A 15,186-nucleotide genomic window follows, 5' to 3' on the forward strand; every position below is an offset into this window, starting at 1 on the left:
GCCGTACTGCGCGCCGTAGTAGATGCCGGCCAGCATGATCAGCGCCGACACGGGCGGCAGCGCGTAGGTGGCGGGCAGCAGCATCGCGATGGTCGCGACCGGGCCGATGCCCGGCAGCACGCCGATCAGGGTGCCCAGGATGCAGCCGAGCAGGCAATACAGCAGGTTGGTGAAGGTGAAGGCAACGCCGAAACCGATGGAAAGGTTGTGGATCAGGTCCATGGTGCGTGCTCCTCAGCCCGAAATGAAAGTGGGCCAGACCTGGATCTGGAGCTTGAGCGCCCAGATGAAGGCCACGTAGCTGCCGGCCGCCAGGATGGTGGACAGCACCAGCACGTCGCGCAGCTTGAAATGTTCACCGGCCATGCTCGAGATGATGGTGAGCGCGTAGATCGCGACGATCATTCCCATGGCGGGCAGGCCGATGCTCGGCAGGCCCCCCAGCAGCACGCCGAACGCGAGGTTGGCGCCGAGCACGAAGGCCAGCGGCTTCCAGGCCCACTTGCCGATCTTGTCGCCGTCGGCGGTTTCGACCACCAGCGCCTGGAACATGATGAATGCGCCCAGGATGGCCAGCAGGATGCCCAGCATGAGCGGGAAGTAACCGGGCCCCATGCGGGCACCGTCGCCGATGTTGTAGGTGGTGGCGCCGATGCCGAAGGCGCCCCCCACGGCTGTGAACATGACTCCTGAAAAGAAGTCAGCCTGACTCTTGATGCGCATTGTCTCGACCCTCTTGATTGGAGGGGTGAGGGTCGTCGCCCGCGGCTGACCGCTGGCTGACCTGCGCGGTAGGGACTAATGCGTACGAGGGTTCTCCCGCTCTGGAAAGAGGAGCGGTGCGGAAACGAAAAAAGCTCCCGAAGGAGCTTTTTTTACTTGAGAGCGAAGTCTCGGGGGAGGGCTTAGTAGCCGCCGCGACCACCGCCGCCGCCGCCGTAGCCGCCGCCACCACCGCTGCGGCCACCGCCGCCACCACCGTAGCCGCCGCCGCCACCACCACCGCCGTAACCACCACCGCCGCCGCCGCCGTAGCCGCCGCCACCACCGGTACGGGGGGGACGAGCTTCCATCGGACGTGCTTCGTTCACGGTCAGGGCGCGGCCCTGGAGCGAATGGCCGTTCATGGCTTCGACGGCAGCCAGCGCTTCAGCGTCGGTGCCCATTTCCACGAAACCGAAGCCCTTGGAGCGGCCGGTGTCGCGTTCCATCATGACCTTGGCGCTGACGATCGAGCCGAACTCGCCGAAAGCCTGTTCCAGGTCGTTGTCACGCACAGAGTAGGCGAGGTTGCCTACGTAGAGTTTCTTGCCCATTGAGGGACTCCTAATTCAAACCAACAAGACAAAGCGATGGAGTCCCAGAATCACAACAAACAAATGCGCTGTGGCGCGAAACTGACCGATCACCGAATTACGTGCACGGGAGACAAGCTCACAGACACGTAGGCCGGATTATCAAGCCGTTCCGGAAAAAGCGTATCAAAATCCGCGCTTATTACGAAACATCACGTCCTGAGGGGCGGTTTCGCAACGGTTGCAGCAGACCGGAGAGGCCGTTGTGGTCTATTTCATGCATCAAATGAAGCAGCCGGCCAATTTCGCCCGAGGGAAAACCCTCGCGTGCGAACCAATTCAGGTAATTTCCGGGCAAATCGGCAATCAGCGTGCCCTTGTGCTTGCCAAAGGGCATTTCGAGCGTGACGAGGCGCTGCAGGTCTTCGGGTTTCATTGAATTCAGCCTCCTGCGCGCTTGACGGTGTGGCCCTGCTTCGAGAGCGCGGCGATCACCAGCTCGCGGTGGTCGCCCTGGATTTCGATCAGGCCGTCCTTCACCGTGCCGCCCGAGCCGCAGGCCGTCTTGAGCTGCTTGCCCAGCGCCGCGAGCGCCGCCGCATCGAGCGCCAGGCCCTTGACCACGGTCACGCCCTTGCCCTTGCGGCCCTTGGTCTCGTGCGATACACGCACAATGCCGTCGGTAGCCGGCGCGCGCGCCTTGATCTGCTTGCAGCGGCACTGCGCCATCGGCGCGCCGCAATCGGGGCACATGCGGCCGCCCGCCTCGGTGGAGTACACCAGGGCGCTGGCCGGATTGCTTTTCATCGTTGCCATTCGATCGATCTCTTCGTCTTCTTCACTTCTTCACTGTCCCCGGTTCATCCCTCTGTCTGCTCACATGCCATTCGACTCACTGGGCCTGGCCCCCGCGCTCGTGCAGGCTGCCGCCGAAAGCGGCTATGCCGCGCCGACCGCCATCCAGGCTGCGGCCATTCCCGCCATTCTGCAAGGCCGCGACGTGCGGGGCTCGGCGCAGACCGGTTCCGGCAAGACCGCCGCATTTTCCCTCCCGCTGCTGCAGCGCCTGGCTGCCGAACCGGCACAGGCGCCGCGGCGCATGCGCGCGCTGGTGCTCGTGCCCACGCGCGAACTCGCGGCCCAGGTCGGCGAGACCCTGCGCAGCCTCGCGCAGCACCTGCCCGAGCGGCTCAAGATCGCGATCGCCTTCGGCGGCGTGTCGATCAACCCGCAGATGATGAGCCTGCGCGGCGGCGCCGACATCATGGTGGCCACGCCGGGCCGACTGCTCGACCTGGTGGAGCACAACGCGCTGAAGCTCGGCGCCGTGTCCATGCTGGTGCTCGACGAGGCCGACCGCCTGTTCGACCTCGGCTTTGCCGAGGAGCTGGGCCGCATCCTCGCGCTGCTGCCCGCGCGGCGCCAGAACCTGCTGTTCTCGGCCACCTTCCCGCCCGCCATCCAGGCGCTGGCCGACGGCACGCTGCAAAACCCCGCGGTGATCGACGTGCAGGGCGAGCCCGGCACCGAGCCCGCCATCGTGCAGCGCGTGATCGAGGTCGATGCGAACCGCCGAACGCAGCTGCTGCGCCACCTGCTGAAGGAAAACGAGTGGGATCGCGTGCTGGTCTTCGTCGCCACCCAGCATGCGGCGCAGACCGTGGCCGAGAAGCTCTACAAGAACGGCGTCTATGCGGTGCCCTTCCACGGCGACATCGCGCAGGGCACGCGCACCGACATCCTTGCGCAGTTCAAGGAGAGCCGCTGGGACGTGGTGATTGCGACCGACCTGGCCGCGCGCGGCATCGACATTGCGCAGCTGCCGGTGGTCATCAACTACGACCTGCCGCGCTCGCCCACCGACTACATCCACCGCATCGGCCGCACGGGCCGCGCCGGCGAAAGCGGCCTGGCGATCAGCTTCGTGAGCGCGGCCACCGAGGCGCACTTCCGCCTGATCGAGAAGCGCCAGGGCCTCAGCCTGCCGCGCGAGCGCATCGAAGGCTTCGAGCCCACCGAGGCGCCCGTGCCGATGGCCGATGCCTCGGGCACCGGCGGCATCAAGGGCAAGCGGCCGAGCAAGAAGGACAAGCTGCGCGCGGCGAATGCGCTGGCTGCCGCGCAGCACGATGCGGGTGAAAAGAAGAACGGCTGACTCGCGCCGCTCATCGGCTGCGCGCTACGCGGGCTTGTGCAGGAAGCTCGCGAGCAGCTCCACCGGCAGCGGGAAGACGATGGTGGTGTTCTTGTCCGCACCGATCACCGTCAGCGTTTCCAGGTAGCGCAGCTGGATCGCCTGCGGCTCCTGCGCCAGCACGCGCGCGGCCTGGAACAGCTTCTCGGAGGCCTGAAGCTCGCCTTCGGCATGGATCACCTTGGCACGCCGCTCGCGTTCCGCCTCGGCCTGCCGCGCGATGGCGCGGACCATCGATTCGGTGAGGTCGATCTGCTTGATCTCCACGTTGGAGACCTTGATGCCCCACGAAGCCGTCTGCACGTCGAGCGACTCGCGCACATCCAGGTTGAGCTTTTCCCGCTCCGCCAGCATGTCGTCCAGCTGGTGCTTGCCGAGCACCGAGCGCAGCGTGGTCTGCGCCAGCTGGCTGGTCGCGTTGAAGAAATCCCTGACTTCGATGATGGCCTTTTCGGCATCGACGATGCGGAAGTAGACGACCGCGCTGACCTTCACCGACACGTTGTCGCGCGAGATCACGTCCTGGGTCGGAACCTCGAGCACCACGGTGCGCAGGTCGACCCGCACGACCTGCTGGATGGCGGGAACCACGATCACCAGCCCGGGCCCCGCGACCCTGGAGAAGCGGCCCAGGGTGAAAACGACGCCGCGCTCGTATTCGCGAAAGATCCAGATGGCCGAAAAAAGCAGCACCACCAGCAAGACAAGCAAGACGGTGCCGATGCCGAAAGTGAACATGGCGGTCTCCCGCGACCCAGCGACAGCGCTGGACTGTTGGACCGCCGGTGCGCGCGGGCGTTCCGGCCGAGGCCGGAAAAGATCGCAGCCTCAGCCGCGCGGCGGCCGCTTGGCGATGCCCATCGTCTTGGCGAGGATGCCCAGCATCACTTCGTCGGCGCCGCCGCCGATGGAGCCGAGCCGCCCGTCGCGGTACAGCCGCGAGACGCGGTTCTCCAGCGTGAAGCCCATGCCGCCCCAGAACTGCAGGCAGGTGTCGGCCACCTGGCGCGTGAGCCGGCCGGTCTTGAGCTTGGCCATCGAGGCCAGCTCGAGCACGTCCTGGCCCTGCACGTGCAGGTCGCAGGCGCGGTAGGCAAGGGCGCGCAGCGCTTCCACCTCGGTCTTGAGTTCGGCCAGCTTGAACTGAACCCACTGCTGGTCGGCCAGCGTGGCGCCGAACATCTGGCGCTGCTGCGCCCATTCGATGGTCTGAGCGATGCAGTCTTCCATCGGTTCGAGCGAGCTCGCGGCGGCCCACAGGCGCTCTTCCTGGAACTGCTGCATCTGGTAGACGAAGCCCTGGCCCTCCTCGCCGATGCGATAGCGCTGCGGCACGCGCACGTTGTCGAAGTGGATGAGGCCCGTGTCGCTCGAATGCATGCCGATCTTGCGGATCTTCTTCGCCTTCTCGATGCCGGGGCTGTCCATCGGCACCATCACGAGCGACTTGTTGCGGTGCACCGGGCCATCGCTGGTGTTGACCAGCATGCACATCCAGTCGGCCTGCAGGCTGTTGGTGATCCACATCTTCTGGCCGCTGATGAGGTAGTCGGCGCCGTCCTTGCGTGCGTGGCTCTTGAGGCCCGCCACGTCGCTGCCCGCGCCGGGCTCGCTCACGCCGATGCAGCCGACCGTCTCGCCCGCGATGGCGGGCGCGAGGAACTCGCGGCGCAGTTCGTCGCTGCCGAAGCGCGCGAGCGCGGGCGTGCACATGTCGGTCTGCACGCCAATGGCCATCGGCACGCCGCCGCAGCTCACATGGCCGAGCGCCTCGGCCATGGCCATCGCATACGAATAGTCGAGCCCGGCGCCGCCGAAGGCCTCGGGCTTGTTGAGGCCCAGCATGCCCAGCTTGCCGAGCTTCCTGAAGACCTCGTGCGCGGGAAAGATCTCGGCCTCTTCCCATTCATCGACATGCGGATTGATCTCGCTGTCGATGAAGCGGCGCAGCGTCTTCTGGATCTCGAGGTGCTCGTGGGTGTACTGCATTGCGGTGGTCTCCAATCAGTCGTTTGCTTCGCCGCCGACCCGGAACACGCGCGGCGCCTCGGCCAGGTGAAAGCCGCCGAAGGGCCGCACGGCGGCGCGCTGCCGCACCTGCGCATCGGGCAGCGCCATCGGCCAGCCCATGCGCACCTGCGGCCGCGCGCCGTCCACGCGCAGCACGCTGCCGCTGATGAAACTCGCCGCCGGGCTCAGCAGGAAGGCGATGGCGGCGGAGGTCTCGGCCTCGTTGCCGAAGCGGCCCGCGGGCACGGTGTCGCGCATGGCGCGCAGCATCTCGCCGGCCTCGGGCGGGTAGTGGTCCATGCCGCTCGACGCGATGTAGCCCGGTGCCACGGCGTTCACGCGCACGCCATTCGCGGCCCATTCGAGCGCGGCGGTCTCGGTGAAGCTCACCATGCCCGCGCGCGCCGCGCCGCTATGGCCCATGTGAGGCATCGAGCCCCACATGTCGGCCACGATGTTGACGATGGCGCCGCCATGCGCCTGCATGCTCTGCACGAAGCACTCGCGCGCCACCAGGAAGCCGCCCGTGAGGTTGGTGTGGATCACCGCCTCCCAGCCCTTGGCCGAGATGGCCGCGAGCGGCGTGAGGTACTGGCCGCCCGCGTTGTTGACGAGGCCGTCGATGCGGCCGTGCGCTGCAACGATGTCGGCGACGGCGGCGCGCACCGCTTCTTCCTGCCGGATGTCGAAGGCCTGGATGCTGGCCTTGCCGCCCGCATCGGCGATCTCGGCCTGCACCTGCTGCAGCTTGTCGGCGTTGCGGCCGGCCAGCACCACCTGCGCGCCCAGCGATGCAAGCTCGTGCGCCGTGCAGCGGCCGATGCCCGAGCCGCCGCCCGTGACGAGGATCACTTGCCCGGCAAACAGGCCGGGCGAGAACACGGAGCGATAGCGCGAAGAGTCGTTCATGCGTGAGGCTTCCGCAAAGGCTGGCGAGCTGCAGTGTGCGCCGTCATGCGTCGGCGATCTCGGCCACCACATGGCGCGCGGCCACCTGCGCGCCCACCGCCACATGCAATGCGGCGACGCGGCCCGCGCGCGGCGCGCAGTGCACATGTTCCATCTTCATCGCCTCGAGCGTGGCAATCGGCTGGCCGGCAGCGACGGCCTCGCCTTCGGCCACCAGCAGCGCGATGACGCGGCCGTTCATCGAGGCGCGCAGCAGGCCGTCGCCGCCCGCGGCCTCGGCGCGCGGCACGGCGGCATGCGTGAGGTCCTGCAGGCCGAAGGCCTGGCCGTGGAAGTGGAGCCACAGGCGCGTCGCGGATTCGCGCACCGCCAAGGCCCGCTCCGAGACGCCATCGCAGGAGAAGCGCAAGGCGCCGTCGCCGGTCAGCGAAAGCAGCTCGATCGGTATCGGCGCGGCCGCATCGAGCGAGACATCGAAGCAGCCCGCGCCCCGCGGCGTCACGCGCGCGGCGTGCACCTGGCCGTCGAGCGAGAAGCGCAGCGCGTTGGGCAGCGTGTGCGCGAGCGGCGAGGGCCATCCGCGTTCGCCCAGCTGGAGCAGCAGCGCCGCGAGCCATGCGGTGCGGCGCGCCATGGCGGGGTCGATTGCCAGCAAGGCCCCGGCGTGTTCGGCAATGAACGCCGTCGTCGCCGAACCGCCGGCAAACACCGGATGCGTCAGCGCGCACTGAAGGAAGCGCTGGTTGGTCGCCAGGCCCAGGGCCACCGTGTCCTGCAGCCCCGCGACCAGCCGGCGCCTGGCTTCCTCGCGCGTGCGGCCGTAGGCCACGAGCTTGGCGATCATCGAATCGTAGAAGGGCGGCACCGCGGCGCCGTCCCGCAGCGCATGCTCGATGCGCAATGCCGGCGAAGGCCGCCATGCGGCGAGCGTGCCGCTTTGCGGCATGAAGCCCTGCCGCGGATCTTCGGCACACAGCCGCACCTCGATCGCATGGCCGCTCAGGCGCACGTCCTGCTGTGCAAGCGGCAGCACCTCGCCCGCCGCCACGCGCAGCTGCAGCTCGACCAGGTCGAGCCCTGTCACGGCCTCGGTCACCGGATGCTCCACCTGCAGCCGCGTGTTCATTTCCATGAACCAGTACTGCCCGTCGGCATCGAGCAGGAATTCGAGCGTGCCCGCGCCCTCGTAGCCGATGGCCCTTGCCGCCGCCACGGCCGTGGCGCCCATGCGTTCGCGCAAGGCCTCGGAGACGGCGGGCGAGGGCGATTCCTCGATCAGCTTCTGGTGCCGGCGCTGCACCGAGCAGTCGCGCTCGCCAAGATGGATGGCGTTGCCATGCCGGTCGGCGAACACCTGGATCTCGATGTGGCGCGGCGCGGCGATGGCGCGCTCCAGGATCACCGCCCTGTCGCCGAAGGCATGGAGCGCCTCGGACTGCGCACTCTGCAGCAGCTCGGCAAAGGCCTCGGCCGATGGCGCGAGCCGCATGCCGCGCCCGCCGCCGCCGGCCGTGGCCTTGATCATCACGGGCCAGCCGATGCGCGCGGCTTCGGCGGCGAGCGTGGCCGCACTCTGGTCTTCGCCCTGGTAGCCGGGAATGCAGGGCACGCCGGCGGCCTGCATCAGCCGCTTCGCCGCGGCCTTGTCGCCCATGGCGCGGATGGCCTCGGGCGAGGGGCCGATGAAGACGAGGCCCGCATCGCGGCAGGCCTGTGCGAAGTCTGCGTTCTCGGCGAGGAAGCCGTAGCCCGGATGGACCGCTTGCGCGCCGCTCGAACGCGCGGCTTCGACGATGGCCGCGATGTCCAGGTAGCTCTGCGCGGGCAGCGGCCCGCCGATCCACACGGACTGGTCGGCCTGCCGCACGTGCTCCGCATCGGCATCGGCGCTCGAATACACGGCGACCGTGCGGCAGCCCATGGCGCGCGCCGTGCGCATCACGCGCACTGCAATTTCGCCGCGGTTGGCGATGAGGATCTTGTGGAAGCTCATGGCCGCGCCACCGAGAACTGCATGGCCTGCGGCACGCGCGCATCGCCGTCGCGGCACACCGACAGCACTTCGGCCAGCACCGCGCGCGTGTCGCGCGGGTCGATCACGCCGTCGTCGAGCAGCAGCGCGCTGGTGGTGAAGACGCTGGTCTGCCGATCGAAGCGCTCGATGATCTGCCGCTGCATGGCGTCGATCTTCGCGCGGTCGACGGAGCCTTTTCGCGCCATGCCCGCCTCCATCACCATGGCCATGGTCTGCGCCGCCTGCTCGCCGCCCATCACCGCGGTGCGCGCGTTGGGCCATGAGAAGCAGAAGCGCGGCGCGAAGCCGCGGCCGCACATGCCGTAGTTGCCCGCGCCGTAGGAAGCGCCGCAGTGCAGCGTGACCTGCGGCACGGTGGCGCTGGTCACGGCCTGGATCATCTTGGCGCCGTGCTTGATGATGCCGGCCTCCTCGTGCGCGCGGCCCACCATGTAGCCCGTGATGTTCTGCAAATACACGATGGGCGTGCGCGACTGGCAGCAGGCCTGGATGAAGTGCGTGGCCTTGGTGGCGCCGTCGGAGTCGATCGGGCCATTGTTGGTGACGATGCCCACCGCATGGCCTTCGAGCCGCATGTGGCCGCACAGCGTGGCGCTGCCGTAGTGCGCGCTGAATTCGAGGAACTCGGAGCCGTCGGCAAGGCGCGCGATCACCTCGCGCATGTCCACCGGCCGCCGGCCGTCGCTGGGCATGATGCCCAGCAGTTCCTCGGCCGCGTAGAGCGGCGGCGCGAACTTGCGCGCTTGCTCGTCGCGCGCCCAGTCGATGCCGCCGAGGATCGCGCGCGCGATGCGGATGGCGTCGCGGTCGTCCTCGGCCAGGTAGTCGCCCAGGCCCGAAATGTGGGTGTGCATCACGGCGCCGCCCAGTTCTTCTTCGGTGGCGATTTCGCCGGTGGCGGCCTTCAGCAGCGGCGGGCCGGCCAGGAAGGCACGCGTGCGGTCGCGCACCATCACGATGTAGTCCGAAAGGCCCGTCTGGTAGGCGCCCCCCGCGGTCGAGGAGCCGTGCGTCACCGTCACCACCGGCAGGCCCGCGGCGGAGAGCCGCGCCAGGTTGCGGAAGATGCCGCCGCCGCGCACGAAGTCCTGCACGCGGTACTGCATGAGATTGGCGCCCGCGCTTTCCACCAGCTGCACGTAGGGCAGCTTGTTCTCCAGCGCGATCTCCTGCACGCGCAGCTGCTTGTCGAGGCCCATGGGCTGCAGCGCGCCGGCGTCGATGCCCGAGTCGGAGGCGCTGACCATGCAGCGCACGCCCGCGACCCGGCCGATGCCCGCGATCACGCCGCCGCCCGGCACGCTTTGCGCGAGGTCTTCGTTGTCGTGCCCGAGCCCCGCGAGCGAGGCCAGTGGCAGGAAGGGCGCGCCGGTGTCCAGCAGCAGCGCGAGCCGCTCGCGCGGCAGCAGCTGGCCGCGCCTGGCAAAGCGCTCGGCCGAGGCGTTCGATGCCCCGGCCGCGCGGGCCTCGTGCGCGCGCACCTGCCCGAGCAGCGCCAGCATACCGGCGCGGTGGGCCTGGAAGGATTCGCTGGCCGCGTTCAGCCGGGATTCGATGGCGGGCATGGAAGAGTCAGTGCAGATCGCTTTCGCTCTGCACCGACTCTAGGGCGCCGATGCACGCCCGGCTTGCGCCAATTAGCTGGTGCGGGCGCGCTGTGCGGCGGGCGCGTCCAGGCTGGCGCCCGTGATCACCCAGTAGATGAAGATCAGCACCGCGCCGGCCGTGCCGAACACCGACAGGCCCATGTAGTTGCCGCCGATGGCCAGCGCGTCGGTGGGCGCGGCCGCGATGCAGATCATGCTGGCCGCGCTCATGCCCACGTAGTGCATGGTGCAGACGGCCACGCCCATCACGGCGGCTGCCGCAATCTGGTGGCTCAGCCGGCGCAGGTTGAAGGCCAGCCACAGGGCCGCGCCGGCGGCGGTGATGGCAATGGCCACCGACAGCGCCACGACGGTGGGGTCGAAGTCCATCGAGGCGCGCATGTTCATTGCGAACATGCCCATGTAGTGCATCACGCACACGCCCAGCCCCGCGAGCAGGCTTCCGGCCAGCCAGCCGGCCCGGCTGAACTTGCGCCGCCCGCCCGCCATGTACAGCGCAATGCCCGAGATCAGGATGGCCGCGACCAGCGAGACGACCGTGAGCGGCACGTTGTACGAAATGCCCACCGGCAGGCGGTACGCCAGCATGCCGATGAAGTGCATCGACCAGATGCCGATGCCGCCCAGCGCCACCGCGGCGCAGGCGACCACCGCGAGGTTGGGTTTGCCGTCGGCGCCGACCATGCGCCCCGCGCAGATCAGCGCCACCAGCGAGCCCGCGAACGAGATGAGGAACGAGAGCGCCACCAGCCCCAGCGAATACTCGGGCGACAGCAATTGGCCAACGACGAGGGGAGTCATGTCTTTTCTTCTCCTGGTAAGGAACGGCTCGCCGCCGCCGGCCACCTGGCCGGCCGAAGATGTAACGAGACGTCCGCTCAGGAGTCTGTAATAGTTGTTTTTAAAAGTAAACCCAATTTCATGGGATTTACTCCCATTTTTATGGAGCTCAATTTTTCGGGCGAATCCGGTAGATCGCGTTGTTCCGGTCGGCCGCCATGTAGATGCTCCCGTCGCTGCCGACCGCGACGCCCGTGACCACGTAGGGCGGCGGCAGGCCCGGTCCCGCGGCCAGCCCGATCGGCAGGTTTTCCGCCACGGTGCGGCGCGAGCCATTGGCCGGATCGATCTCCACCAGCCGGCGCGCGGCGCTTTCGGCCACGATGAAGCTGCCCCAGGGCGTCTCGGCCACGCCTTCGGGCAGCGCCAGGCCGTCGGCAATCGCACGCAGCGGGGCGCTGGCATCGAGCGGAATGCGGGTCAGCTTGCCCGCGGCTTCGGTGACGTAGAGCGCGCCGTCGCGGCCGACGATCATCTGCACCGGGCCGCCCAGCCCGCTGGCGAGCACTTGCTTCTCTGCAAAATGAGGACCGCTCGCGCGGGTGATGCTGCCGGTGGCGATCTCGGCATAGATCACGCTGCCGTCGGCCATGGGAATGGCATCGAACGGCGCCTTCAGGCCGTGGATGATTTCGACGGTTCGCAGCGTCTGGCGGTCCACCAGCTGCACGGTGCCCGTGAACCACGAGGTCAGCGCGAAGCGCGTGCCCGACAGGCCGATGGCGAACGGATAGTCGAGCTCCGGATCGCGCTGCATGCGGAACACGTCGCGCACTTCGCCCGTGCGCACGTCCACCTGCCGGAAGCCGAACACATCGGCCACCCAGAGCGTGCGGCCTTCGATCTTGAGCCCCGCGGGCGTCGCGAGCTTGCCGCTGGTGAGCGTGCGCAGCACGCCGGTGGCGGGGTCGAAGGACTGCACTTCGTTGTTGGCCATGTTCGACACGTAGATCGTGCCGTCGGGGGCGATGGCCAGGTTGTCGAGCGACGGGCGCAGCTGCTTCGCGACGGTCTTGCGGCCCGTGGCAAGGTCCACCTTGACCAGCTCGCCGCTGCGCGCGTCGACCACCCAGAGGTTGCCCTTGCCGTCGAGGTTGGCGGCCGCGGGAATCTTGAAGCCGCCGGCAATCACGGTCATGGCGCCGTCGGCCGGATCGATCTTCACCACCTGGCCCTTGAACCACAGCGGTCCGTAGAGCATGCCGTCGGGGCCGACCTCGAAGCCATTGAAGCCGCCCATGTCCTTCTTGATGAGCCGCGGCGGCTTCTGGCCCGTGCGGTCGATTTCCCAGAGCGCGTCGCCCAGGAACACCTGCGAGGCGTAGAGCTTGCCGCTGCTGCGGTCGAAGTCCAGCGAGTTGAGGCCGGGCAGGTCCTTGGCGAGCACGCGCATCGGCGCGCCGTCGCTTTCGCGGTAGCGCAGCATGCCCATGAGGTAGTTGGTCCATGCCAGCTCGCCCTTGGGGCCGACCGCGATGTCGTCGGCCTGGCCCTCGGGCGCATCGATCAGGATCTTGGCCGCGCCGGTGCTGCGGTCGACCTCCCACAGCGTGTTGCCGAGCACCGAGCCCGCGAGCAGGCGGCCCTTCTGGTCGATGGCCAGGCCGTGCACGCCCGCGAACGAGGACGGCGCGACCAGCACTTCGGGCTCGGACCACGCGGCGGGGCGGGTGGGCGGTGGCGACGGCGGCGGCGCAATGCCGGCGCAGGCGGCCAGCAGGGCGAGGATGGCGATGAGTGCGGCGGCGCGGATGAACGGGCGGCAGGGCATGTCTTCTCTCCTTCTTTTGGGTGCGCGCGAGCAGTCTAGAAGGAAGGAGGGGCGGCGGGCCAGTCGCTCCCGCGACAGGCGGCCTTTCGTCCGCCTCGGCTCAACCGCGCAGAAGCTGCGTCGCCGTGTGGATCGAGAGCCCCACCAGCCCGCCCACCAGCGTGCCGTTGATGCGGATGAACTGCAGGTCGCGCCCGATGTGGCGCTCCAGCTCGCTGGTCATCTCGCTGGCGTTCCAGTCGGCGACGCGCTCCTCGATGTAGCGGCGGATGTCCTCGCGGTAGCGCTCGATGGCCAGCGGCGCGGCCGCCTCGATCTGCTCGTTGATCCAGCGGCGGATCGGCTCGTCGGCCTGCAGCCGCGTGCCGAGCGCGCCGGCCATCGCTGCGATGCGCTGGCGGATGGTGGAGTCGCCCCGGCCCAGGTCGTCGTGCAGCCAGGCCAGCAGGTCGCCCCAGATGCCGTGCAGGTAGTCGCCGAGCGCGGGATGCGCGATCAGCTCGGCGCGGATCTGCTCGCCGCGCTGCTGGAACTCGGGGTCGAGCTTGAGCCGCACCACGAAGTCGTCCACGAAGTGGTCGAAGCGCCGACGCATCGGATGCTCGGGCTCGGCCGCGAGTTCGGCGATGGTGCGCGCCACGGCCGCCACGATCTTGCGCGTGGCGAGCTTGGCCGCCACCTGGTCCAGGCCCACGTAGCGCAGCGTCTTGATCTCGCGCGCAATGGCTTCGGTGATGTGCGCCTGCACCTCCTCGCCTTCGAGCAGGCCAGCCACCTGCTGCAGCACGTCGTCGAGCAGCGCCTGGTGGCGCCCGCCCGCCGTGAGCGCGTCCAGCGCCTGGCCCATCAGCCGCGAGAGGTCGATCTTCTGGAGGCCGGCCGCGGCGGCGCGGCCCATGAAGGCGCGCACGCGCTCGTCGTCGAAGGCCGCAAGCCCGTAGCGGGCGGCCGCCACGCCCCATTCGCCGAGCTTCTGGCCGCTCGCGGGCCGCGCCAGCCAGTCGGCGATGCGACCGGCCGCGTCGAACTCGCGCAGCTTGGCGAGCACCTGCCCGGTGCCGAGGAAATTGTTGCAGATGAAGCCGGCCAGCTTGGCGCCGATGCGGTCCTTGTTGCTCGGGATGATCGCGGTGTGCGGAATCGGCAGGCCCAGCGGATGCCGGAACAGCGCCACCACCGCGAACCAGTCGGCAATGGCGCCGACCATCGCGGCCTCGGCAAAGGCCGCCGCGTAGCCCCAGGCCGGATGCTCGCTGTCCAGCGCACTGGCCAGCGCATAGAGCAGCGCCGCCGCGCACAGCAGGCCGAGCGCGACGCGCTTCATGCGCTGCAGCGCGCCGCTGCCGTGGCGGTCTTCAGCCAATGGTCGGCGTGGCAGCAAGGCGCTGCATGAACAGTTCGCAGCGCGCCAACTGCTCCAGGCTCACGAACTCGTCGGGCTGGTGCGCCTGCTCGATGCTGCCCGGGCCGCACACCACGGTGGGGATGCCGGCGTTCTTGAACAGGCCCGCCTCGGTGCCGAAAGCCACCAGCGTGGTGCGGTCCTCGCCCGCGAGGCGCTGCGCGAGCAGCGTGACCGGATCCGTAGCCGCACCGAGGAAGCTCGGGATCTCGCAGATGGTCTCGAAGCGGAAGCCCGCATCGGGCGCCACCTTCTTCATCGACGCCTCGAGGCTGCCGGCATAGGAGACGACCTCGTCCTGCATCTTCTTGGCGTCGGCGGTCGGCAGGTCGCGGAATTCGTAGCGGAACTCGGCGTCGCGCGGCACCACGTTGTCGGCGATGCCGCCGTGGAACTGGCCCACGCTCGCGGTGCTGAAGGGCACGTCGAAGCCCTCGTAGCGCGGCTCGCTGCGCTCGAAGCCTTCGGCCATGTCGCGCACCTTGCCGACCACGCGCGCGGCCATCTCGATGGCGTTGACCGACTTGGGCGTGAGCGACGAATGCGCCTCCTTGCCGCGCACGCAGCAGCGGTAGCGGTACACGCCCTTGTGCGCGATGGCCGGCACCATGCTGGTGGGCTCGCCCACGATGCAGGCGAGCGGCTTGATGCCGGCGTCGCGCATGTCGGCGATGAGTTCCTTCACGCCGAAGCAGCCGATCTCTTCCTCGTAGCTGAAGGCAAAGTGCACCGCGAAGGGCGAGTCGCTTTCGAGGAAGCGCCGGGCATTGGACAGCGCGATGGCGATGAAGCTCTTCATGTCGGCCGAGCCGCGGCCGTAGAGGCGTTCGTTCTGCACCGCGGCGGAGAGCGGGTCGACGCTCCAGTCCTGCCCGTCCCACGGCACCGTGTCGGTGTGGCCCGAGATGATCACGCCGGCCGGCTTGCCTTCGCCGAGGGTGGCGAACAGGTTGGCCTTGGTGCGCTCGGCGTTGTAGGTGATGCGGCTCTTCACGCCCAGCGCGGCCAGGTGGCTTTGCGCGAGGTCGATCAGCTGCAGGTTGCTGTTTTCGCTGACGGTGTTCATGCGCACCAGCGTCTGGGCCAGCGCGAGGCTCTGGGGGGAAAGCGTAGGGGACATGCA

General features: G+C 68.8%; 15 protein-coding genes. 1 reads left to right on the plus strand and 14 read right to left on the minus strand.

Features of this window, described 5'->3' with window-relative positions; translation table 11 throughout:
- The 5 genes from AC1DSC_RS29590 to AC1DSC_RS29610 all read right to left on the minus strand — a co-directional run.
- The coding region (locus tag AC1DSC_RS29590) for a tripartite tricarboxylate transporter permease (protein ID WP_478081094.1) at positions 1 to 222 on the minus strand (222 nt) is incomplete at its 3' end.
- A gap of 12 nt (positions 223 to 234) precedes the next feature.
- A complete protein-coding gene (locus tag AC1DSC_RS29595; protein ID WP_012745481.1) occupies positions 235 to 723 on the minus strand; it encodes a tripartite tricarboxylate transporter TctB family protein in 489 nt (162 codons plus the stop codon).
- A gap of 182 nt (positions 724 to 905) precedes the next feature.
- Positions 906 to 1,316, minus strand: coding sequence for an RNA recognition motif domain-containing protein (locus AC1DSC_RS29600; protein ID WP_192323417.1), 411 nt, complete (start codon positions 1,314 to 1,316; stop codon positions 906 to 908).
- A gap of 181 nt (positions 1,317 to 1,497) precedes the next feature.
- Positions 1,498 to 1,731 carry a DUF3820 family protein gene (locus AC1DSC_RS29605; protein ID WP_012745483.1) on the minus strand — a complete coding sequence of 78 codons (234 nt, stop codon included), beginning with the start codon at positions 1,729 to 1,731 and terminating at the stop codon, positions 1,498 to 1,500.
- A 5-nt stretch (positions 1,732 to 1,736) separates the two neighbouring features.
- Entirely contained in the window at positions 1,737 to 2,111 is a 375-nt protein-coding gene (locus AC1DSC_RS29610) for a translation initiation factor Sui1 (RefSeq protein ID WP_278878371.1), read from the minus strand.
- 64 nt (positions 2,112 to 2,175) lie between these two features.
- Between AC1DSC_RS29610 and AC1DSC_RS29615 the strand changes: the two genes are divergently transcribed.
- Positions 2,176 to 3,450: a DEAD/DEAH box helicase gene (locus tag AC1DSC_RS29615; protein WP_369664017.1), complete on the plus strand. Its 1,275-nt coding sequence runs from the start codon at positions 2,176 to 2,178 to the stop codon at positions 3,448 to 3,450.
- 24 nt (positions 3,451 to 3,474) lie between these two features.
- Here the strand turns inward: AC1DSC_RS29615 and AC1DSC_RS29620 are convergent, their stop codons facing one another.
- From AC1DSC_RS29620 to argE, 9 genes are all read right to left on the minus strand, one after another.
- Positions 3,475 to 4,227, minus strand: a complete 753-nt coding sequence (locus AC1DSC_RS29620) for a slipin family protein (RefSeq protein WP_369664018.1) — start codon at positions 4,225 to 4,227, stop codon at positions 3,475 to 3,477.
- Between the two features lie 90 nt (positions 4,228 to 4,317).
- Positions 4,318 to 5,478 carry an acyl-CoA dehydrogenase family protein gene (locus tag AC1DSC_RS29625; RefSeq protein WP_012745487.1) on the minus strand — a complete coding sequence of 387 codons (1,161 nt, stop codon included), beginning with the start codon at positions 5,476 to 5,478 and terminating at the stop codon, positions 4,318 to 4,320.
- 15 nt (positions 5,479 to 5,493) lie between these two features.
- Positions 5,494 to 6,408, minus strand: coding sequence for an SDR family oxidoreductase (locus AC1DSC_RS29630; protein WP_369664019.1), 915 nt, complete (start codon positions 6,406 to 6,408; stop codon positions 5,494 to 5,496).
- A 43-nt stretch (positions 6,409 to 6,451) separates the two neighbouring features.
- Positions 6,452 to 8,401: an acetyl/propionyl/methylcrotonyl-CoA carboxylase subunit alpha gene (locus AC1DSC_RS29635; protein ID WP_369664020.1), complete on the minus strand. Its 1,950-nt coding sequence runs from the start codon at positions 8,399 to 8,401 to the stop codon at positions 6,452 to 6,454.
- Positions 8,398 to 10,008 carry an acyl-CoA carboxylase subunit beta gene (locus AC1DSC_RS29640; RefSeq protein ID WP_012745490.1) on the minus strand — a complete coding sequence of 537 codons (1,611 nt, stop codon included), beginning with the start codon at positions 10,006 to 10,008 and terminating at the stop codon, positions 8,398 to 8,400. The genes AC1DSC_RS29635 and AC1DSC_RS29640 overlap by 4 nt, the downstream gene beginning before the upstream one ends.
- Positions 10,009 to 10,080: 72 nt before the next feature.
- Positions 10,081 to 10,851, minus strand: a complete 771-nt coding sequence (locus AC1DSC_RS29645) for an MHYT domain-containing protein (protein WP_369664021.1) — start codon at positions 10,849 to 10,851, stop codon at positions 10,081 to 10,083.
- A 148-nt stretch (positions 10,852 to 10,999) separates the two neighbouring features.
- Positions 11,000 to 12,661, minus strand: a complete 1,662-nt coding sequence (locus tag AC1DSC_RS29650; protein ID WP_412510154.1) for a hypothetical protein — start codon at positions 12,659 to 12,661, stop codon at positions 11,000 to 11,002.
- 100 nt (positions 12,662 to 12,761) lie between these two features.
- Positions 12,762 to 14,024 (minus strand): DUF445 domain-containing protein, encoded by a 1,263-nt coding sequence (locus AC1DSC_RS29655; RefSeq protein ID WP_412510155.1) that lies wholly within the window; start codon positions 14,022 to 14,024, stop codon positions 12,762 to 12,764.
- Positions 14,017 to 15,183, minus strand: coding sequence for an acetylornithine deacetylase (gene argE, locus AC1DSC_RS29660; RefSeq protein WP_012745494.1), 1,167 nt, complete (start codon positions 15,181 to 15,183; stop codon positions 14,017 to 14,019). Before argE ends, AC1DSC_RS29655 begins: the two co-directional genes overlap by 8 nt.
- Positions 15,184 to 15,186: the final 3 nt, after the last annotated feature.

The sequence above is a fragment of the Variovorax sp. 01N425 genome (assembly GCF_056399465.1).

What these genes read in the sequence shown, in the direction of transcription:
- AC1DSC_RS29625 (WP_012745487.1), bottom strand. Translation starts at nt 5,478, where the DNA reads ATGCAGTACACCCACGAGCACCTCGAGATCCAGAAGACGCTGCGCCGC.
- AC1DSC_RS29645 (WP_369664021.1), bottom strand. Translation starts at nt 10,851, where the DNA reads ATGACTCCCCTCGTCGTTGGCCAATTGCTGTCGCCCGAGTATTCGCTG.
- AC1DSC_RS29605 (WP_012745483.1), bottom strand. Translation starts at nt 1,731, where the DNA reads ATGAAACCCGAAGACCTGCAGCGCCTCGTCACGCTCGAAATGCCCTTT.
- AC1DSC_RS29600 (WP_192323417.1), bottom strand. Translation starts at nt 1,316, where the DNA reads ATGGGCAAGAAACTCTACGTAGGCAACCTCGCCTACTCTGTGCGTGAC.
- AC1DSC_RS29640 (WP_012745490.1), bottom strand. Translation starts at nt 10,008, where the DNA reads ATGCCCGCCATCGAATCCCGGCTGAACGCGGCCAGCGAATCCTTCCAG.
- AC1DSC_RS29595 (WP_012745481.1), bottom strand. Translation starts at nt 723, where the DNA reads ATGCGCATCAAGAGTCAGGCTGACTTCTTTTCAGGAGTCATGTTCACA.
- AC1DSC_RS29610 (WP_278878371.1), bottom strand. Translation starts at nt 2,111, where the DNA reads ATGGCAACGATGAAAAGCAATCCGGCCAGCGCCCTGGTGTACTCCACC.
- AC1DSC_RS29650 (WP_412510154.1), bottom strand. Translation starts at nt 12,661, where the DNA reads ATGCCCTGCCGCCCGTTCATCCGCGCCGCCGCACTCATCGCCATCCTC.
- AC1DSC_RS29620 (WP_369664018.1), bottom strand. Translation starts at nt 4,227, where the DNA reads ATGTTCACTTTCGGCATCGGCACCGTCTTGCTTGTCTTGCTGGTGGTG.
- argE (WP_012745494.1), bottom strand. Translation starts at nt 15,183, where the DNA reads ATGTCCCCTACGCTTTCCCCCCAGAGCCTCGCGCTGGCCCAGACGCTG.
- AC1DSC_RS29615 (WP_369664017.1), top strand. Translation starts at nt 2,176, where the DNA reads ATGCCATTCGACTCACTGGGCCTGGCCCCCGCGCTCGTGCAGGCTGCC.
- AC1DSC_RS29635 (WP_369664020.1), bottom strand. Translation starts at nt 8,401, where the DNA reads ATGAGCTTCCACAAGATCCTCATCGCCAACCGCGGCGAAATTGCAGTG.
- AC1DSC_RS29630 (WP_369664019.1), bottom strand. Translation starts at nt 6,408, where the DNA reads ATGAACGACTCTTCGCGCTATCGCTCCGTGTTCTCGCCCGGCCTGTTT.